Below are 19742 nucleotides of genomic sequence, written 5' to 3' on the forward strand. Positions count from 1 at the left end.
AACACGGTCACGGGAACACTCGTCGTTCGTCGGGACCCCACAACGGTTGCATCCCGCCGGGCAGGGACAGCTGCGTGGCGGTGATAACTTTCGACAGATCACGTAACGCCGTGTGGACCCCGCTGAGCAGATCGGCGAGCTCCGAGCGCACCCCGTTGGCGTCGAGTTCCTCCAGCTCCGCTGGATCGAGCCTGCGCAGGCGGGTGCTGATGTCATCGGCGAGCCGTTCTGGCCGCGACGAGCCCGATGAGCCGGGTAGCGATTTGAGGTTCACCCGCAGCCGCTCCAGCTGATACACCAGCGACCGCGGATTCTCCGCGTCGAAAAGGACCAGGTCAGCCACAGCCGCAACACTAACCTTGCCCAGCGTGCGCCGACGGTAGATCACCGACGACTCACAGGCGACCAGAGCAGATTCGGTAATTGTTTGCTCAGCGCCTGGGCTGCGCACCGTGGTGATGGTCGCACGCAGCAGCGCGGTCAATGCGAGGCCCCGCTCAATACGTTTGCCGATATCCATCATCGTCCAGCCGACATCGTGCACCATCGACTCGGCAGCCACCCCGGACAACGCCAGCATCCCCGCCAGCGCCTGGGTGTGTGCGGCGGCCAGCACGGTGTCGTCGAGATGATTTGACTGGCCCAGCATCGGCGGGCTGGCGGACTGCGAGGACAGTGCGCGTTCGACGGCGCCCAGCACCATCCAGGTGTCATTGGACATCTGATCGCGCACTGCCCTGGCCGCCAGTCCGAGGCGCTCGACGGACTGCGCCAAGGACCCCGCGCGGTGCCGGTCGACGGTCATCGACCACAACGTATTCGGTGCTTCGGCGACCGTTTCGGCATAGGTGCCGCCGGCCTTGGCATCGGTACCGGTGATGGTGCCTAGGGCCGAAAGCAACACCGGCACAACTTCGCTGCCCTCCATGTCCTGGCGGTAGCGGTACTCGTGGTAGCGCTCACGAGTGACGATCAGCAGCCGCGCCAGGTTCTCGGCGCGCTCGGCGTAGCGGCCCATCCAGAACAGATCCGACAGCACGCGCGGCGAACTGATCCCGTGCGTGCCACTGGGAGTCATCGCGGGCAACTGCACCGTCGGCACAGGTGTGCGCTCGGCCTTGGCCCGTGCCGGTGGCCGCACCCAGATATCTTTGGCGGCAACGGTATTCAGCTTATAGGCGGCGTTACCTTGGGCCAGCACATAGCCGAGTCCACCGATCATCGGCGCATAGCCACCGCGCTGCGCCACGGTGAACAACCGCATCCCGACGCTCGCGGCGGACAGTCCGTTTTGGTAGTAATCGGTTGGCGCCGAAGAGAACTGGGGCAATTCCTGGCCAACCCACTGCCAGGGGGCGGCCTGGATGCGGGCGGCGAGTTCATCGCGTGCACCCGAGGACAACGCCGGACCGATGATGGTGTCACCGCCGATCGTCGGCTTGATCAGTAGCGACGACAACCGTGCGAGAAGGTGCGACCGCTCGGTGTCGATACCGCCCCAGTACATCGGCGGCGTCTCCAGCAGGGGCGTCTCACCGAGCAGGTGGTTGGCCAGTTCCGGCAGGAACCGGAGCAGACCGGGGCTTTCCAGGATGCCGCTGCCCAGGGTGTTCACCACGGTCACCGCACCACGACGCTGGGCTTCCACCAGACCGACGACGCCGAGCCGGGAATCCTTGCGTAAATCGAGCGGATCGGAATAGTCGGCGTCCACCCGACGCAACACCACGTCGACCCGTTTGAGGGTGCCCAGTGAGCGCATCAGGAGTTTGCCGTCGCGGACCACGAGGTCGGCGTTCTCCACCAGGGGGAAGCCCAGCACGCTCGCCAGATAGGCCTGATCGAAGGCTGTCTCGGAGTAGATGCCAGGGCTGAGCACCACAACAACCGGATCATCAGCAGCTTCGGGCGCGGAATCGATCAGCGCCAGGCGCAACGCCTGGGCGAACGGAGAGGTCGGGCTTGGCCCGATCCGCTCGTACAGGTCAGGGATGGCGTGCGCGACGACACGGCGGTCGGCCAGCGCGTAGCCCGCGCCCGACGGCGCCTGCGTCCAGTCCGCGTTGACGCGGAAGGTGCCGTCGGTGGCTCGGCTGACGTCGCAACCGTGCAGGAAGAGCTGGTGGCGGCCAGGAACGTCGATACCGCGGGCGGCGCGGATATAGCCGGGATGAGCGAAGAGCAGTTGTGGCGGCAGCACCCCACTGGTGATCGATCGCCGTGGACCGTAGAGATCGGCCAGGACAGCATCGAGCAGCCGGGAGCGTTGCACCACGCCCGCTTCGAGGGTGTCCCAGTCGGCGGACGAGATCAGCAGCGGTAGCGCGTCGAGATGCCATGGCCCGGGTGAGGCCGCACCGTCGCCGTCGGTGACGGTATCGCCGTGGTGGTCCACCTCGATGTAGGTGATGCCGTCGTTGTCGACAAGTCCGCGCACCACCGTGCGCAGGCGGGCCAGCCCCGTGCGGCCCCGACCGCCGATGAGTTCGGCGAGCTCCGCCCAGGAGGGTCGGATATCGCCCGCGGCATCGACGAGTTCGTCGTACCCGTTACCTGCCGAGGCGCTGCGCAGGCCGCGGACGTCGAATAACGCCTCCTGAGCTCGCGCCGACCGGTACCCGGCCAACAGCTGGTCAGGATCGTGAGGGTCCGCGCTTAGCCCCTGTCCGGAAGTGGGCAGCGGAACAGACAACGCCTACCTCCTGACTTTCCTTGCGACCAACACCGGAACGATCCGCAGCCCTACTGATTTGTCGGCCGCACCGGCACCTGCTGCCGTGCGGCGACCCATCACTGGAGCACGGTACGCACTCGCCGCAGATCGAGGATGCCTGGCGCGCCCACATCGGTCGACAGTCTGGCCTGCTTCTCGCGGATATCGGCAAGATCGATCAGCCCCGGGGTGAACCCCGTCGCCTCGAACCGCCGACCGCGGCGCGATTCGGCCTCGACGGCGTTCACCGGCGGCCGCTCATAGGCCAAACCTCCGGGATGCGATATGTGATACGTGCAGCCACCGCGGGAGGTGCCGGTGGACAGATCGACCAATTCGAAGCGCAGCGGCCCGTCGACGGTGATGGTCGGGTGCAGCGCGCTCGGCGGCTGCCAGGCCCGGAACCGCACGCCACCAACCTGGATATCAGCCTTGTTCGTCGCCAGCAGCGGGATGGGCTGGCCGTTGCACAGCACCACGAAACGGTGCCGGTCGGCGCCGATGATCCGCACCTGGATGCGTTCCACCGACGAATCGACGTACCGTGCGGTGCCGCCTGCGGTCGATTCCTCACCGAGCACATTCCACGGTTCGATGGCCCCGCGCAGTTCGATCTCCACACCGTCGAAGACCGCGGTGCCGATCCGCGGGAAACGGAATTCGGTGAACGGGTCCAGCCAGCTGGTGTCGAAGTCGACGCCGTGCGCCCGCAGATCCGCGGCGACGTCGGCAATATCGTTGATCACGAAGTGCGGCAACAGGTATCGGCCGTGCAAATTTTCGCCGTGTCGGATCAGCGGCGCCCGCAGTGGTTCATCCCAGAACCAGGCGACCAGCGATCGCACCAGCAGCGACTGCACCATCGCCATCTGGTAGTGCGGCGGCATCTCGAAACCGCGGAGTTCGAGAATGCCCAGGCGGCCGCGGGGGCTGTCCGGGCTGTAGAGCTTGTCGATGCAGAACTCGGCGCGGTGGGTGTTGCCGGTGATATCGGTCAGCAGGTGGCGCAGCGCGCGGTCGGTGATCCACGGAGCGAAGCTTGCGGAACGACCCTGGTCCAGCTTGGCTTCCATCCCGGACAATCGTGCGATCTCGGCGAAGGCGATCTCCAGTTCGTAGAGCGCCTCCGGCCTGCCCTCGTCCACCCGGGGGGCCTGCGAGGTGGTGCCGATGAACCGCCCGGCGAACAGATACGACAGCGACGGATGCCGCTGCCAATAGGTCAGCAGCGACACCAACAGGTCGGGTCGGCGCAGCATCGGCGACTCGGCAGGCGTGATACCGCCGAGGGTGATGTGGTTGCCGCCGCCGGTGCCGCCATGGGTGCCGTCCACCTCGAACGATTCGGTGGACAGCCGCGACAGCCGCGCCTGCTCGTAGAGGGTTTCGAGCTGATCGCGCTGTTCGGCGAAACTCTTGGTGGGTGCGACGTTGACCTCGATGACGCCGGGATCGGGTGTCACCGACATCGACGTCAGCCGCGGGTCATTCGGCGGGCCGTACCCCTCGACCACCAACGGGGTGTCGATCTTGGCGGCCGCGGCTTCGATGCGGGTGACCAGGTCGACGAAGTGGTCCAGATCTTCGGTCGGCGGCATGAAGACGTAGAGCAGCCCGTCACGGATTTCGGCGACCATGGCCGTCACCGGCATGGTGTCGTCGTCTTCTGGTTCCTCGGGCAGATTTTTCACCGGTTCGGGCTCGGTGCGCAGCCGACTCCGCGACGCCAGCGGATCAGCGGTGAAGGTGGGTCGCGGTGCCTTCCAGCTGATCGAGTTCAACGGCAGCCGTAGCCCAGCGGGTGAATCGCCGTCCAGCAGGACGATCCGGCCTCGGCGCAGTTGCCAGTCTGCGCTGGCCCAGCCGTGGTCGTCGTCGCGGCGGTGCAAGGGCAGCACGTAGGCGGTCGCCTCCACCACGGGATCCTCGAGCCTGGCCAGCAGGGCTGCCCTGGCGTCGATGTCATCGTCGGCCAGATCGTCGCCAGCCTGTGGTGGGTCACCGGCAGGCAACCGGACCGAACCGGCGAGCCGACTCAGCGCATCTTCGTAGGCCGGACGTACCTGCGTGGATGGCAGGCCGAGTCCATCGGCCAGCGCCGCCAGCAGCTGCTGCGCGGCATCAGGTGCGATCGAGGTGGTATTGGGTTGTTCCGGCCATGGATCGGCCAGCAGTGTCGGATCGGTCCACAGCGGTTCACCGTCGGACCGCCACATCAGCCCAATCTGCCAGCGTGGCAAGGGTTCTCCCGGATACCACTTGCCTTGGCTGCGCTGCACCAGACCTTGGGGGGCCCAGATCTTCTTGAGCCGGTCGGCCAGTACCGAGGCCCGCACCCGCTTGAGGGGCCCGTCGGCATCGGTCGTCCATTCCGGGGCGACCTGATCGTCGATCGAGACGAACGTCGGCTCTCCACCCACGGTCAACCGGACGTCGCCCGCGGTGAGCCGATCATCGATGCGGGCGCCCAGGGTGTTGATCGCGGCCCACGCCTCCTCGGTATAGGGCAGCGTGACCCGGGGGTCTTCGTGTACGCGGGTGACGGTGTTGGAGAAATCGAGCACCGTCTCGGCCCTACCGGTCGCACCGCTGATGGGCGCCGATGACGAGGGATGCGGAGTGGCCGACAGCGGAATGTGGCCCTCACCCGCGAACAGCCCGGAGGTGGGGTCCATCCCGATCCAGCCGGCACCGGGGATGTAGACCTCGGTCCACGCGTGCAGATCGGTGAAGTCGGCGGCGGGGCCCGACGGACCGTCGAGTGCTTTGACGTCGCTGGCCAACTGCACCAGGTATCCCGAGACGAAACGCGCGGCCAGCCCCATCTCGCGCAGGATCGACACCAGCAGCCACGCCGAGTCGCGGCAGGAACCGACCGCGGTGCGCAGGGTGAAATCCGGTGTCTGGACACCGGGCTCCATCCGCAGGCTGTAACCGACGTCGGCGTTCACCCCGTGGTTCAAGGCGACCAGGAAATCGATGGTTCTCGTGCCGGGCCGCACCGTGAAATTGCTGACCCAATCGGTGACGAGTTCACCAGGGCCGGAGCCTTCGCCCTCCTCATCGACCCGACGCAGGTAGGGCTTGAGATCCTCCAGCAGAGCCTTCGGATACTCCCAACCGATGTTCTCGGCCCACTCCTCGATGAAGAAGTCGAACGGGTTGATCACCTTCAGATCGGCGATCAGCCCGACGGTGATCGTCAGGCTGCGGGTGCGCTCGGGAAACACCAACCGGGCCATGAAATTACCGAACGCATCCTGCTGCCAGTTGATGAAATGGTCAGCCGGCTCGACCTCCAGCGAATACGCCTCGATGGGTGTGCGTGAATGCGGAGCGGGCCGCAACCTGACCACGTGCGGGTACACCTCAACCAAGCGGTCGAACGTGTAGCTGGTGCGATGCTCCAGCGCCACTTTGATTCCCATAGCGAAGATCCCATCACAACCCGCACGTGATCGCATTGTGCGTGCTCAGCGGCGCGGTATCGCGCACCACCGCAAAGGGGCGCACGGTATGGTTTCCGACCGGGTCAAATCGCAGCGCGCCACAGCCGGCGGGAAGGAATGACTGTCCCGTGTGGAGCACCGTGCTGTTCATGGCGGTCATCGAGTCGATCGACCCGGTCAGATTCGGACTGACCGCCTACCTGTTGTCCCGCCCGCGACCGGTACGACTTCTGCTGGCGTTCTTCGTAGGCGGATTCTCGTCCAATGTCGTCGTCGGCTGCGTGGTGCTCTTTGCCACCCGCAACGTCGATACCGGCGACGGTCGCTATCTGTCTGCACCGATGGAGATCGCTCTCGGAGTGCTGTTTGTGCTGGTGGGCGCCCTGGTCTACTCAGGGTTACCGGCCCGCCTGCTGCACCGCCTGCGGGCGCGCCGCACCGATTCCGTCGATGAAGACCATTCGGCTGATGACGGACCGCCCGCGCTGGAGTCCGTGCCCGGTATCGCGCGGCTACCCGAACCGATCAGGCGGGTGCTACGCGCAGATACCCCGGTGGTGGCGCTGGGGCTCGGCTTGGCGTCGGGCTGGCCGACCCCGTATTACTTCGCGGCCATCGCGTCGATCCTGATCGCCGATCCGTCCCCGCAGATCCAAGTCAGTGCGATCGTGGCCTTCTGTCTGGTCGCCTTCACCGCGGCGCTGATCGCGGTCGCCTGCTTCTGGCTGGCGCCGGAGGCCACCCGCGATCGCGTCGACCGCGCCTACAACTGGACCAGGGCGCATCACCGGCTCGTTCTGTCGGTCATCCTCGCCGTCATCGGTCTGTACTTCATCGGCGAGGGCCTGCGGCATCTGTGAGGTCAGGTCTGCGCTGAGCGTGGAATGAGGGTGCCGCGGGGACGCAGCAACAGCACCAGGACGCCCGCGACCACGATGCCGACCAGGTTGACGAACAACTGGAGCGCCGACTTGGCGGCCACATCCCAGTCGCCGAGGATTCCTGCGACGACGGCGAACCCGGCAGCGGGCACCGTTGTCACCGAGATGAAGACGCCGACCAGCGCGGCCGATTTCGACGACACCAGGGACAACATTCCCGCCGCGCCCGCCAGCAGCGCTACAAGCAACGACACCGGGCCGACCTGAAAGATGAAGTCGACCTGACTGACGTGTTTGACATCGTCGAGGCTGAGCCAGCCTGCCGCCTCGCAAGCGATGGTGGCGATCGCGGTGATGCCCATCGCAATCGGGAACCCGACCATCAGCGCAACCGCCGCCCTGCGGGCCAGGTCCAGTCGGCGCTGCACCACAGCCACGGCAAGCGCGGCGAGCGGCCCGAATTCCGGGCCGAGCACCATGGCCCCGACGACGGTGACGGTCGAATCTGTGACAACGCCGATCGCGGCGATCAGGCAGGCCAACGTGAGGAACATGACGAAGGTGACCGTCAGCGTGGAGTCCTCGCGGCTCCGCGAGATCAGCTCGTCCCAGACCACCGCATCGGCGGGATCGCCTTCTGCGGCGTCTTCAGCAGTGTGCGCCTTGGTGGACAACACGGTGTCAAGCAGTTGCAGTGTGATCGCGCCGCGGTGCTGGACGTCGAGCGCTTTGAGTTCCTTGATGACGTTGTTGGCGCATTCCCGGGCGATATCGGCGGTGATCTCATCACCCGCAGGCTCCAGGGCCGCACCGGGGTACAGCAGCAGATTCGCCACCCCGACCTCGCCGCGCAACACATCGAGCACCGCTTCCCGCAGGTCTGTCGGGACGATCACCCGCAAATGCAGCACCAGGCGCACATTAGTGCGTCATCGCGTGATCACGGCGACTCTGGGCGAGTCCGTTTCACCAAGCGCACACCGAGTTCCTCAGGCGGTACGGAATGACCTTTCTCACACCGGATTTCGACGGACGCGTCGGCGCCGCAGTCGAGGTGGGTCAGCCGCAGCCTGGTGTGGTGCGGCAGGTGATGACGCCCCCACTCGAACATTGCCCACACGACGGGCATGAAGTCCTGGCCGGCGTCGGTGAGGACGTATTCGTCACGGGCCCGTTGGCCCGGCTCCTGATAGGGGCGTTTCTGCAGCATGCCGGCCGCGACGAGTTCGGTGAGCCGTGCCGAGGTCGCGGCCTTGGTGATGCCGACGCGGCGGGCGAAATCGTCGAACCGGGTGGTGCCGTAATAGGCCTCCCGCATGATCAGCATTGCCGATTTCGTGCCTGCCACCGCCATGGTCTTCTCGATCGGGCACTCCCCTACCGCCGACCACGCGTCACGGTCGGCGAGGGGACCCAGGAGCACCGCCATAGGAATCTTCCTCACTGCTGAGTTGTTCTAGCTATACCCAGGTGATAAGAAGTCTGGGTACAGCTCAGTTTACTCAGCGACGAGTTCAGGAGGAACAATGGCCGGATATTCGGACCGGGACGCAGTGATTGTGGGGGCGGTACGCACCCCGGTCGGCAAGGGCAAGGCCAATGGCGCGCTGCATGACGTCCTGCCCGTCGACCTCCTGGCGCACAGCCTGCGCGAGATCGCCGCGCGCACCGGCATCGACCCCGGACAGGTCGACGACGTCATCGCAGGTGCCGTCACCCAGGTCGGCGATCAGTCCGTCAACATCGCCCGTAACGCGCTGCTGGGCGCCGGATTCCCCGAATCGGTCCCGGGCACCACCGTCGATCGCCAGTGCGGAAGCAGCCAGCAGGCCATCAGCTTCGCCGCCCAGGGCGTGCTGGCCGGGGCCTACGACATTGTGATCGCCGCCGGCGTGGAGTCGATGAGCCGTGTCCCGATGGGCAGCTCGGTACTTCCCGGCAGCAACCCGTTCGGCGAGGGCATGGCGCAGCGCTACCCCGAAGGCCTAGTGGCCCAGGGCATCAGCGCAGAACTCATCGCCGCCAAGTGGGGGCTATCACGGACCGAACTCGACGAGTTCTCCGCCGGCAGCCACGAGAAGGCAGCCAGGGCCACCAAGGAAGGGTGGTTCGACAACGAGCTGGCCCCGATTGCCGGATTGGCCACCGACGAGATCATCCGCCCGGGCACGACGGTCGACACGCTGGCCGGCCTGCGGCCCGCGTTCTACAACGAAGGCTTCAAAGCCCGCTTCCCGCAGATCAATTGGGAGATCACCCCAGGCAACTCGTCGCCATTGTCCGATGGCAGCGCCGCAGTGATGATCACCAGTGGTGCCGTCGCCAAGCGCCTCGGACTCAAGCCGCTGGCGCGGATTCACACCACCACCGTGGTCGGGTCGGACCCGCTGTACATGCTCACCGGTGTCATCCCGGCGACCGAGAAGGTACTGGCCCGCGCCGGCCTCAAACTGTCCGATATCGATCTGTTCGAGGTCAACGAGGCCTTCGCCCCAGTCGTGTTGGCCTGGGCCAAAGACGTTGGCGGCGCGCAGGCTTCAGAGTTGTTAGCGAAGACGAACGTCAACGGCGGCGCCATCGCGATCGGTCACCCACTCGGAGCCAGTGGTGCTCGCATCATGACCACCCTGGTCAATGCCCTGGAGCAGCGTGGCGGTCGCTACGGCCTGCAGACCATGTGTGAGGGTGGCGGCATGGCCAACGCCACCATTATCGAACGGCTGGGGTAACCCACTCAACCAGCAGGCCAGGAAGCCTGGCCTGCTTCACCAACGTTGCATCAAAGGCGTGTCTTGCGCTAGAACACTGGTTAACTTCTGGAATTGTTCAACCCAGGAGGCAACGCAACCGATGGTGAATCTATCCAGGACCCTCAAGTTCCAGACGGAGGCAGCAGGGCACAATCTGCAGACTGTAATGCGGGCGTTAGAGCCTCAGCTCCGTTATTGCATCAACTCAGTGCCTTCAATTGAGCACATCCAGCACCGTGGATACTTTGTATCATCCGAAACTGATTCTTTACACAATGTTTCGGCTGACGAGCTAGGCGACACCCTCGCCCATCTGAGCGGCGTCAACACCATAATGGTCGGCTATTCCAATTACGTTTCCCCTAGGTACCGTTTTGAGTTATGGGTGCGCAACTACCTATCGGACGTCGTTGAATGTGACTGCGAGATTGGCGCACCAAACACTAGCGAAATCAGAGGGCTAATCGAGACGATCAAAAACCGTATGGACGTCGAGATCAAACGACAGAATGCCACCGAATGGACAACTGAGCCCCTCGAAGTGCCGGATCTAGGACCCATTGAGAAAGTGTCACAGCCATCAGCGTCGGAGCGCCTGGAGCTGACCAAACCAAAGCTGACTCCGTCTTCCGTTAACGGAACATCCACAGCTGTCAGCACCAAAGAACCAAAGTCAGGCTTTTGGCATACGCTCACGACCCATCCATTGCCAGTCTCGATTGTCAGCACCGGTGTCATCTTCATACTTGGACTAGCCGTAGTTAAATGGCAGCCGAGCCAATCCCCGTCTCCCACGACGACGGTGACTGTGACTCCGTCGCCAACCGCGCCCGCTTTAACGACGACCAGTGCAACGACTCAAGAAAACCCGCCACTAACAGACAGCATTTCGGCGCCGCCGATCCCAACGCAATAATCCGAAATCCAGATAGGCGGGACTAACCACCAGCACATATACGGCGGGGCCCGCACAGGGTGACCAGACCTATACGGGGGCAATTTGTACCCGAACACTCAGACACCCTGGACGCGGCACAGGATCAAGGAACGGACGCAGCATCTCAAGCTGCCATGAAAGCAGACGGAAAGGCTGCCCCGCACCCTTGCCCTTGGGAACGATCAGAAACGCTCCGCACCACGCCGCGAACCTCTCAACACTAACCAGCTCCGACACGGACGGCAACGGAGACTCGTCGGTTGCCCTCTTGGGTCCGACCTTCGTGTCACACTCCAAAATATGCACTTGGGGGACACCGCTTCTTGGGCGACGATCATCGGGGTACCGATCGCGCTCGTCGTCGGGTGGTTCACCATCCGTGGCGCAATTAGCACGCGACAACGCGAGCTTAGAGGCCGACTACGCGAAGTGCTCCGCGACGTGTCCAAAGCTTGCGACGACTACCCCACAGAGGACTTCCGCCGAACCGCCTGCCACACCTTCAGCGAGACGGCCAGCAAGCTCGCAGTGATCAGGGATGAAGGCATCTTGTCGCCCAAACCGCGCTACCTCTACTACCTTCAATTCACGCTGTACGACCTCAGCACGCGAGAAGAAGCCTTTCGCAGTGCCGAAACCTCATTCGCCATGGTGATGTCGGCCGGGGATCGCGCAGAACTCAGGCCCAACTTCAACCGCAAGACCGACGAGATGCTTACCTACGTCAGCCGGGTAGCCACTAAATTTCGAGAAATCACCCGCAGGATGGACAACGGCAACATCTTCACCTACTGGCACTACCGGCTGTTGCCGCCGTGCATATCGAAAAAGCCCGCGCCTCGCCAATGGCCGCCTGTCGACTAACGCCGCGAGAGCAATTCGGAGTGCGCTTTCGCAGGGGCTGTCCACCAACGCCTTTCATTGTGGTGACTACCCAGGTGCCCATAGGTGCAGGCCCAGATTTCTCTTCCTTCGACTTAACTGTCCCAAGCGAGGTTGCTCTAGTTCAAGGCCGGGGCTGTGGCGTGTCACGGTAGCTTGGCGGCGATCTCCCGTGCGCCCGCAATCACCTCGGCGCCAGCATGTTTCAGGCTCTCTGGCGTCAGCCGGTGGGTCAAGAAGCTGATGCTCAGCGCGTAGCGAGAGGACCCTCCGTTGGAGGTGGGCACCGCCGCGGCCACGCAGGTCAGTTCTTCGGCGGCCTCTTCGCGGTCGACCGCGTAACCGTGTTCGCGGATGTCCTTGATCTCGGCGGCCATCTTCTTCATCGTGGTGATGGTGTGCGTGGTCAGCTCCGGCAGTCCCGCCGAGGCGACGATGTCACGCCACACGCTGTCGGGCATGGTCGCCAGCATCGCCTTCCCCAACGCCGATGCATGCCAGGGATCTGTCTGACCGATGTCGCTGACCTTCTTCACCGCGCGCCGGCCCTCGACGACGTCGAGGATGACCACGCTGCGGTCTTTGTGTGCGGCGAAGTTCACCGTCTCGTTGAACTCGCCCACCAGGCGCTCCATGGTGGGTAACACCGCGTCGGAAGGAACCTGGTTGGCGAACGCCCGCTGCCCCAGCCGAAATATCTCCCAGCCCAACCGGTACTGGTTGGTGTTGAACCGTTCGATGTAACCGAGCGCTGAGAGGCTGTTCAGATACCGCAGCACCGTGGCTTCGTTCAGCTCTGTGCGCCTTGCTATTTCGGTGAGATTGCCGACTTCAGATTCGGCGACGGCAGTGAGAATCCTGGCTGTGCGTTCGACGCCGATCAGGTTGGCGGACTTCTCCGGCCCCGCTGCTGTTTTCACTCAGTGAAGGTTACCAGTACCCAGTGAGGATGTGGTCCCGTGTTGACCGGCGGTTCGTTTCCTGTTGACAGACCGGACACCAACCCCTAGATTTTCATTCAGCGCAGTCAAATATCACTCAGTGAAAATACGGATCCCGCGCTATCCGTTCTTCGAAGGAGACGCGATGTCCACCGCAGCCGACAGCCGTACGTCCAAGGTCGACGGAGCCGCCATCCTGGCTTCGCAAAACCTCCTGGCGGCCGACGACTACGCCCTCACCCCCTCGGTGAAGGCATTTGACGACGGCGGGAAGTACCGATTGGAAATCTCTGGGGTCGAACGTCTTTCGACTCTGGAGGCGTTACTCGACGAAGCCGATAAGCAAGGCGTCTTCATCCACCGCATCATCGCCTTCGGCGGTGGCACCACGTTGCTCACCACCGGTGAGCTGAGCGATGTCGCCGCCCTCTCGGCCGAGAACGACATCGAACTGATCGCCGTCCCCGGCCCCCGCACCGGCTGGGATCTCGGGCGCCAGGCACTCAGCACCGAGGGCCAGGCAGGCGGGAGACGCGTGCGCGGCCTCGACAACATCCGCTACCTGCTCGACGACTACCTCAGGATCTTCGCCACCGGTATCCGCGGCGTGTTGGTGTGGGACGAAGGTGTCCTCGACATTCTGAACAAAGCACGTGATGCCGGCCAGATCCCCGCCGACGCCAAGTTCAAGATCTCGGTCTACGCCGGCCACGCCAATCCCGCTTCCATCAAGATCCTGCAGGACCTCGGCGCGGACAGTGTCAACCCCGTCGGCGATTTGAGCCGCCCCATGCTCGCCGCCATCCGCCATTCCATCGACATCCCACTCGATGTCTGGGCCGAAACTTTCGAATCCTTTGGTGGCATGAACCGGCTCTGGGAGGCCGGCGATATCGCCCGCGTTGCGGGACCTGTGTACTTCAAGATCGAGCCCGGCGAATCCGAGGCCGTCATGTACAACGGCTGGGTCCGGCCCGAGTTCCACGAAGAACTCATCCGGCACAAGGTTCGCCACGCTGCCATCCTGAACGAACTTGTCCAGCGCAGCGCGCCCGATGTCACGGTGTCCCCCGGCCCCCGCAGAGCTGCCCACGCGCTGTCCAACTGACCCCACGGCGCTCGAACCGACGAACAGAAGGAAGAAGTGACACATCGTCCACGGGCCGCGATCATCGGCTCCGGCAATATCGGCACCGACCTGATGGTCAAACTGCGCCGATCGGAGATACTCGACGTTGCCGCGATGGCCGGAATAGACACGGCCAGTGACGGTCTCGCCCGAGCGGCAGCACTCGACGTGGCCGTCACGGCTGATGGTGTGGACGGGCTGTTGGCGCTGGGCGCCTTCGACGATATCGATGTGGTGTTCGACGCCACCAGCGCCGACGCCCACCACGTCAACGACGCAAAGCTCGCGCCGACGGGTCGGCGCGTCATCGACCTCACCCCCGCCGCCATCGGACCGTTCGTCGTCCCCGCGGTCAACATGTCCAGCCTGACCGGCCACCGCAACCTCAACATGGTCACGTGTGGCGGTCAGGCCACCATTCCGGTGATCGCAGCGCTGGCAGGTGTCACCGACGTGCACTACGCCGAAATCGTGGCGTCCATCTCCTCCCGGTCTGCGGGCCCGGGGACGCGGGCCAATATCGACGAATTCACCACCACGACCGCACGAGCCATCGAGACCGTGGGTGGAGCTGCCCGCAGCAAGGCGATCATCGTGCTGAACCCCGCCGAGCCGCCGATGCTCATGCGCGACACGGTCGCCGCACTGGTCTCCGCGACGGACGAGTCGGCGATCATGTCGGCGGTCACCACCATGGTCACCGACGTGTCGCGCTATGTGCCCGGATACCGACTCACCCAGGAAGTTCTGATATCACCTGTACCACAGCGTGATCCGCGACGAAGACTGGCCGGGGCCGCCTGCCAGGATGCTGACCTGGCCCAGGTGACGGTATTCCTGGAAGTGGCGGGTGCCGCCGACTACCTGCCCGCCTACGCGGGCAACCTGGACATCATGACTGCCGCCGCGGTCCAGGTCGCCGAACGTATGGTCGGTCTCGACGCACTGCCGGAGACGGTGCGATGACCACCGAGATATACGTCCAGGACGTCACGCTTCGCGATGGCATGCACGCCGTCGGCCACTCCTTCAGCCTCACCGACGTCAGGCGCATCGCCGGCGCTCTGGACAGCTCAGGGGTGGCTGCCATCGAAGTCGCGCACGGTGACGGACTGGCCGGTGGCAGCCTGACCTACGGAGCCGGCGCACATCGCGATGCAGACTGGATCGCGGCGGCCGCCGAGGTCATTCAAAACGCTCGGCTGACAACACTTCTCATCCCTGGAATCGGCACCGTGGACGATCTGCGAGCGGCCGTCGACCTCGGGGTGAGCTCGGTGCGGGTCGCCACTCACTGCACCGAAGCCGATATCGCCCGTCAACATATCGCGACCGCCCGCAATCTGGGCCTCGATGTCGCCGGGTTCCTGATGATGTCGCATCTCAGCCCGCCTGATCGGCTGGCCGCCCAGGCGAAAATCATGGAAGACGCCGGCGCAGAGTGCGTCTATGTCACCGACTCGGGAGGTCGGCTGACCATGACGGGCATCCGAGACCGGGTCCGGGCCTACCGCGACGTCTTGGCGCCGACGACCTCGATCGGTGTACATGCACACCACAATCTCGCTTTGGGAGTGGCCAATTCGCTCACTGCGGTGGAAGAAGGTGCGCATCGCGTCGACGCCTCACTCACCGGACTGGGCGCGGGGGCAGGAAATTGCCCGCTGGAGGTTTTCATCGCCGTCGCCGAACTCAACGGCTGGAATCACGGCTGTGATCTATACGCCCTGATGGACGCCGCCGACGATATCGTCCGACCCCTGCAACAGCGACCAGTGCGCGTGGACCGGGAGACACTGACGCTCGGGTACGCCGGGGTGTACTCCAGCTTTTTGCTGCACGCGGAACGCGTCGCAGGCGAGGTAGGCGTCTCGACCCGTGACCTGCTGGTCGAAGCCGGCCGCAGGTCGATGGTCGGCGGCCAAGAAGACCTGCTCATCGATCTGGCACTCGAGATGAGGAGGTGAGCTAACGCTTCACCCAATCTCCGGTTCGCAGAAGAGGTTGGTTACCCCGCGAAACATCAGCTGCCCATTTCACGAGAGATAAACGACCATGGAGAACGTCACTCAGTCATCACCGCCTCAGCGGCCCGCGACGACGTCGTCGCCACCACCCGGCACGTCACCACCTGCCGGGCGGCAGAACCACGGACTCAAGCAGAACAGCCTCGGCGTACCGAGCATCTTCTTCTACATCATCGCCGCCGCGTCACCCCTGACTGTGGTGGTGGCGCTCTATCCGATCATCATCGGGTCCGGCAACGGAATTGGTATGCCGGGCGCGTTCGTCATCGCCGCTGTGGTGTTGATGATCTTCGCAGTCGGCTACGTGGCAATGAGCAGGCATGTCACCAACGCGGGTGCGTTCTACGCCTATGTCACGCTCGGCCTGGGCCGCATCCCCGGACTGGGCTCGGCTTCACTGGCAATCTTCGCCTACAACGCCATTCAGGCCGGGCTCTACGGCGGCTTCGGTTACTACGCAAGCGAACTGATCAACCCGAGGCTGGGGGTGAACATCCCTTGGTGGGCCTATGCTTTCGTCGCTCTCCTGCTATGTCTGGGCCTTGGCGTTCAGGGCGTGCACTCGGGAGCGAAGGTCCTCGGCGTCTTCATGACGCTGGAAGTCACGATGATCACCATCCTGAGTGCGTTCAGTCTTTTCGGCGACGCCGTTCCGGTCTCGGACTTCTCGCTGGAACCGTTCGCACCGAGCGTGGTGTTCGGCGGGGCCCTTGGTGTCGCGCTGATGTTCGCCCACGCATCCTTCATCGGTTTCGAGGGTTCGGCGATCTACGGCGAAGAAGCCCGCGACCCCGCCCGCACCATCCCCCGCGCGACCTACCTGTCGATCGCCTTCATGGGCATTCTGTACGCGGTCTCGGGCTGGTTGATCATGAACGCGCTGGGACTGGACAAGGTGGTCGGTCTCGCCAACGAGACCGGTGGCAACTTCATCTTCGCAGCCAGCGACACCATCATCGGGCACAACATCTCGCTGCTCTTTCAGGTGCTGATCGTGACGGCGACGTTCGCGGCGATCGTGACGTTCCACAACAACGTCGCCAGGTACCTGTTCTCGCTCGGTCGGCAGGGCTTGGTGTGGAAGCCGCTCGGTTGGACGCTGCCACAGCGTCAGACGCCGTGGGTGGCTGCCATTGTGCAAAGCGTGACCGTCGGGATCGTCATCGCCCTGTTTGCGCTGTTCGACCAGGACCCCTTCGCCACGCTGTTCACCTGGGCGACGGGTATCGGCACCATCGGCGTGATTCTGTCGCAGCTGATCGCGGGAGTGGCCATCTTCGTGTTCTTCCGCAAATCCGATGTCGACAAGCGCACATGGAACACCGTCATCGCCCCGATCCTCGCCGTGATCGGACTCGCCGCGTTTTTCGTCCTGACCCTCAACAGCCTCGACATCCTGTTGGGCGTGCACGGTGTGATGGCGGCCCTGATGTTGTCGCTGGTCTTCCTGGCCCTGTTGGCCGGCGTCGCCTACGGCGTCTACCTGCGGGTCGCCGCGCCGGACCGTTATGCACTCGTGGGGAAGGCGCTCAACGAGCGCGAGTTGGACGACCCCGCACCCGAAGCCCTGTAGTACCCACCCAACAATTTCGTTCACCGTGCCCAACCACCCATCGTTAAGTACATTTGTGCGTATCGATGCGTACGAATGTTCTTAACGAAGGAGTGGGCATGGGATCCGCACCACGGCGGGCACGTCGACACGACCCGGACAGAAAGGAACGCATCGTGGTCTCGGCCCTGGAAGTGCTCGCTCGCGACGGCGTAGCCGGCATCACCCACCGCGCCATCGGCGACGCCGCGGACGTGCCGCTGGGATCGATCACCTACCACTTCGCCACCCTCGAAGACATCGTCTACAGCGCCTTCGAAACCCATGTCGACAAGCTGGCCGGCCGTTTCGAAGCGCGACTGGCGACCTGTCGCGACGGGGACGATCTCATCGAGTGCATCGTCTCGGCCATCACCGACGACCTCGTCGCGCATCCCAACGAGCTTGCCGTCACCTACGAGCTCTATGGGGACGCCGTCCGCCGGCCGAAAACCAGACGGCTGACCCAACAGTGGATGGAGCGCGCCGAGGACGCCTTGGCAGAGCACTTCGACCGCACCACCGCTCGGCTGGTCGACGTCGTGGTCGAGGGCCTGATGGTGCACATGTCCATTGCGCAACAACCGATTCCGAAGGACGAGGTGCGCAACCTGCTGACCATGGCGGCCAGCGGGGCGCGACCTCGCAGTGAAAGCACACCACCGACCAAGGAGCAGTCATGACCTTCCAGAGCAAAATGTTCATCGACGGCAGCTGGACCGATGCCGCCGGCGGCGCCGTCGATCAGGTACCCGCCCCCGCGACCGGCGAGGCCTTCGCCGAAATCGCCCACGGCGGCGCCGACGATGTCGATCGTGCCGTCGCCGCCGCCCACCGGGCCTTCCCGGCGTGGGCCAGGACACCGGTGGGCGAACGGGCCCGCGCTTTTCTCACCCTCGCCGATCGCGTCGAGGCCGATCAGCGCACCCTGGCCGAGATCGAATCCCGCAACGTCGGTAAGCCGATCGGCCTGGCGCTTGAAGAGATGGAGATGATCCCGGACCACTTGCGGTTCTTCGCAGGTGGCGCGCGAACCATGGAAGGGCGCGCGGCGGGTGAGTTCGTCCGTGGCAAGACCAGCATCATCCGGCGCGACCCGCTGGGCGTCGTCGGCTCGGTCGCACCGTGGAATTACCCACTGCTGATGGCAATTTGGAAGATCTCCCCCGCATTGCTCACCGGAAACACCCTGGTGCTCAAGCCCTCCGAGCACACCCCCTTCTCGGTGCTGCGCCTGGCCGAGCTTGCCGAGGACCTCTTCCCCGCCGGCGTGTTCAACGTCATCACCGGTGACGGTAAGGACGTCGGCGCCCGACTGGTCGCCCACCCGAAGGTGCGGATGTCGTCGCTGACCGGATCGGTAGAAACCGGGCGAGCCCTGATGCGCGCCTCCGCCGACTCCAATCTGAAGCGGCTGCACCTCGAACTCGGCGGCAAGGCACCGGTGGTGGTGTACTCCGATGCTGACGTCTCGCTGGCGGTCGGCAAGATCATGGAGGGTGCGTTCTGCAACTCCGGGCAGGACTGTATGGCCGCATCCCGGCTGTATGTGCACGCCGACGTGCACGACGAGCTGGTGGCCGGGCTCGAAAAGGCGGTCAAGGAACTCGATTTGGGTGACATCGCCGACGAGAACACCTCGATGGGACCGGTCATCACCGCCGCCCATCGTGACCGTGTCGAGGGCTTCGTCAACCGGGCCAAGGCCACCGGGCACACCGAACTGATCCAGGGTGACAACCCCGGCACCGGCTTCTACACCGCCCCCACCGTCGTCGTCGGCGCCCGCCAAGGCGACGAGATCGTCAGCACCGAGGTGTTCGGGCCGGTCACGTCGGTCACCAGGTTCGACGACGGTGACGACGTCATCGCCTGGGCCAACGACACCGAATATGGTCTTGCTGCTTCGGTATTCACCCAAGATATCTCCCGCGCGATGACCGCGTCGAGCGATCTTCAGTTCGGCACGGTGTGGATCAACGACCACCTGCCCGTCACACCGGAAATGCCACACGGTGGTTTCAAGCAGTCCGGCAACGGCAAGGACATGTCGGTCTACGCCCTCGAGGAATACACCGAGATCAAGCACGTGATGATCAACCGCGAGACCGCCTGATGGCGGTGAGCGCGGTCAACACGTTCCGTCTGCGTCCAGGGGTCAGCGCCGAGCGATTCGAGCAGTTTTCCGCCGAATTCGACCGGCCGACCTGCCTGGCTTTCGATGTGGTGCTCGACGTCGAGGTCTATCTCGTCGAACCCACCGATCACACCGGCGTCGATGTCGTCGAAATCATGACGGTCGCGTCGTGGCCGGAATGGGAACAGGTTCGCGACACCGCACCGGAACTGCGACCCGTGGTCGAGAAATTCGACGAACTGGTCGAACCCGGCAGTGTCTCGACACTGCTGACCCGCAAAATAGCTCTGCCACAGGAGATTTGA

The 19742-nt window shown here is 64.3% G+C and carries 15 protein-coding genes; 10 read left to right on the plus strand and 5 right to left on the minus strand.

The window, feature by feature from the left end:
* Nucleotides 1–7: 7 nt before the first annotated feature.
* Both ADBZ9O_RS20970 and ADBZ9O_RS20975 read right to left on the minus strand, forming a co-directional pair.
* A complete protein-coding gene (locus ADBZ9O_RS20970; protein ID WP_526524848.1) occupies nucleotides 8–2692 on the minus strand; it encodes a circularly permuted type 2 ATP-grasp protein in 2685 nt (894 codons plus the stop codon).
* A gap of 98 nt (nucleotides 2693–2790) precedes the next feature.
* Nucleotides 2791–6141, minus strand: a complete 3351-nt coding sequence (locus ADBZ9O_RS20975) for a transglutaminase family protein (RefSeq protein WP_526524849.1) — start codon at nucleotides 6139–6141, stop codon at nucleotides 2791–2793.
* A gap of 149 nt (nucleotides 6142–6290) precedes the next feature.
* On the opposite strand from ADBZ9O_RS20975, the gene ADBZ9O_RS20980 reads away from it, so the two are divergent.
* The gene (locus ADBZ9O_RS20980) at nucleotides 6291–7022 is read left to right on the plus strand and encodes a GAP family protein (protein ID WP_526524850.1); all 732 of its coding nucleotides are present in this window, start codon (nucleotides 6291–6293) and stop codon (nucleotides 7020–7022) included.
* A gap of 2 nt (nucleotides 7023–7024) precedes the next feature.
* Here the strand turns inward: ADBZ9O_RS20980 and ADBZ9O_RS20985 are convergent, their stop codons facing one another.
* Together ADBZ9O_RS20985 and ADBZ9O_RS20990 are read right to left on the minus strand one after the other, a co-directional pair.
* A complete protein-coding gene (locus ADBZ9O_RS20985; RefSeq protein WP_526533354.1) occupies nucleotides 7025–7909 on the minus strand; it encodes a DUF389 domain-containing protein in 885 nt (294 codons plus the stop codon).
* A 74-nt stretch (nucleotides 7910–7983) separates the two neighbouring features.
* Nucleotides 7984–8472: a winged helix-turn-helix transcriptional regulator gene (locus tag ADBZ9O_RS20990; RefSeq protein ID WP_526524851.1), complete on the minus strand. Its 489-nt coding sequence runs from the start codon at nucleotides 8470–8472 to the stop codon at nucleotides 7984–7986.
* A gap of 97 nt (nucleotides 8473–8569) precedes the next feature.
* On the opposite strand from ADBZ9O_RS20990, the gene ADBZ9O_RS20995 reads away from it, so the two are divergent.
* Together ADBZ9O_RS20995 and ADBZ9O_RS21000 are read left to right on the plus strand one after the other, a co-directional pair.
* Entirely contained in the window at nucleotides 8570–9772 is a 1203-nt protein-coding gene (locus ADBZ9O_RS20995) for a thiolase family protein (RefSeq protein WP_526524852.1), read from the plus strand.
* A 1264-nt stretch (nucleotides 9773–11036) separates the two neighbouring features.
* Nucleotides 11037–11594, plus strand: coding sequence for a hypothetical protein (locus tag ADBZ9O_RS21000; protein ID WP_526524853.1), 558 nt, complete (start codon nucleotides 11037–11039; stop codon nucleotides 11592–11594).
* 164 nt (nucleotides 11595–11758) lie between these two features.
* Here the strand turns inward: ADBZ9O_RS21000 and ADBZ9O_RS21005 are convergent, their stop codons facing one another.
* Nucleotides 11759–12532 carry an IclR family transcriptional regulator gene (locus tag ADBZ9O_RS21005; RefSeq protein ID WP_526524854.1) on the minus strand — a complete coding sequence of 258 codons (774 nt, stop codon included), beginning with the start codon at nucleotides 12530–12532 and terminating at the stop codon, nucleotides 11759–11761.
* A 166-nt stretch (nucleotides 12533–12698) separates the two neighbouring features.
* Between ADBZ9O_RS21005 and ADBZ9O_RS21010 the strand changes: the two genes are divergently transcribed.
* The 7 genes from ADBZ9O_RS21010 to ADBZ9O_RS21040 all read left to right on the plus strand — a co-directional run bounded on the left by ADBZ9O_RS21010 (nucleotide 12699) and on the right by ADBZ9O_RS21040 (nucleotide 19742).
* Entirely contained in the window at nucleotides 12699–13661 is a 963-nt protein-coding gene (locus ADBZ9O_RS21010; RefSeq protein ID WP_526524855.1) for a hypothetical protein, read from the plus strand.
* Nucleotides 13662–13754: 93 nt separating this feature from the next.
* The gene (locus tag ADBZ9O_RS21015) at nucleotides 13755–14648 is read left to right on the plus strand and encodes an acetaldehyde dehydrogenase (acetylating) (RefSeq protein WP_526533356.1); all 894 of its coding nucleotides are present in this window, start codon (nucleotides 13755–13757) and stop codon (nucleotides 14646–14648) included.
* Nucleotides 14645–15649: a 4-hydroxy-2-oxovalerate aldolase gene (dmpG, locus tag ADBZ9O_RS21020; RefSeq protein ID WP_526524856.1), complete on the plus strand. Its 1005-nt coding sequence runs from the start codon at nucleotides 14645–14647 to the stop codon at nucleotides 15647–15649. Before ADBZ9O_RS21015 ends, dmpG begins: the two co-directional genes overlap by 4 nt.
* Before the next feature lie 88 nt (nucleotides 15650–15737).
* Nucleotides 15738–17282 carry an amino acid permease gene (locus tag ADBZ9O_RS21025; RefSeq protein WP_526524857.1) on the plus strand — a complete coding sequence of 515 codons (1545 nt, stop codon included), beginning with the start codon at nucleotides 15738–15740 and terminating at the stop codon, nucleotides 17280–17282.
* A 98-nt stretch (nucleotides 17283–17380) separates the two neighbouring features.
* Nucleotides 17381–17983 (plus strand): TetR/AcrR family transcriptional regulator, encoded by a 603-nt coding sequence (locus tag ADBZ9O_RS21030; protein WP_526524858.1) that lies wholly within the window; start codon nucleotides 17381–17383, stop codon nucleotides 17981–17983.
* Nucleotides 17980–19416 carry an aminobutyraldehyde dehydrogenase gene (locus ADBZ9O_RS21035; protein ID WP_526524859.1) on the plus strand — a complete coding sequence of 479 codons (1437 nt, stop codon included), beginning with the start codon at nucleotides 17980–17982 and terminating at the stop codon, nucleotides 19414–19416. The genes ADBZ9O_RS21030 and ADBZ9O_RS21035 overlap by 4 nt, the downstream gene beginning before the upstream one ends.
* The gene (locus ADBZ9O_RS21040; protein ID WP_526524860.1) at nucleotides 19416–19742 is read left to right on the plus strand and encodes a RedY/HapK family protein; all 327 of its coding nucleotides are present in this window, start codon (nucleotides 19416–19418) and stop codon (nucleotides 19740–19742) included. The genes ADBZ9O_RS21035 and ADBZ9O_RS21040 overlap by 1 nt, the downstream gene beginning before the upstream one ends.

Origin of the sequence: Mycobacterium sp. (assembly GCF_965229105.1) — a bacterium.
In the GTDB taxonomy this organism is placed as follows: Bacteria; Actinomycetota; Actinomycetes; order Mycobacteriales; family Mycobacteriaceae; genus Mycobacterium.

Coding starts and splice junctions, on each gene's coding strand:
- ADBZ9O_RS21015 (WP_526533356.1), top strand. CDS start 13,755: ATGGTCAAACTGCGCCGATCGGAGATACTCGACGTTGCCGCGATGGCC.
- ADBZ9O_RS21030 (WP_526524858.1), top strand. CDS start 17,381: ATGGGATCCGCACCACGGCGGGCACGTCGACACGACCCGGACAGAAAG.
- ADBZ9O_RS20975 (WP_526524849.1), bottom strand. CDS start 6,141: ATGGGAATCAAAGTGGCGCTGGAGCATCGCACCAGCTACACGTTCGAC.
- ADBZ9O_RS20995 (WP_526524852.1), top strand. CDS start 8,570: ATGGCCGGATATTCGGACCGGGACGCAGTGATTGTGGGGGCGGTACGC.
- ADBZ9O_RS21025 (WP_526524857.1), top strand. CDS start 15,738: ATGGAGAACGTCACTCAGTCATCACCGCCTCAGCGGCCCGCGACGACG.
- ADBZ9O_RS21035 (WP_526524859.1), top strand. CDS start 17,980: ATGACCTTCCAGAGCAAAATGTTCATCGACGGCAGCTGGACCGATGCC.
- ADBZ9O_RS21040 (WP_526524860.1), top strand. CDS start 19,416: ATGGCGGTGAGCGCGGTCAACACGTTCCGTCTGCGTCCAGGGGTCAGC.
- ADBZ9O_RS20990 (WP_526524851.1), bottom strand. CDS start 8,472: ATGGCGGTGCTCCTGGGTCCCCTCGCCGACCGTGACGCGTGGTCGGCG.
- dmpG (WP_526524856.1), top strand. CDS start 14,645: ATGACCACCGAGATATACGTCCAGGACGTCACGCTTCGCGATGGCATG.
- ADBZ9O_RS21010 (WP_526524855.1), top strand. CDS start 12,699: ATGTCCACCGCAGCCGACAGCCGTACGTCCAAGGTCGACGGAGCCGCC.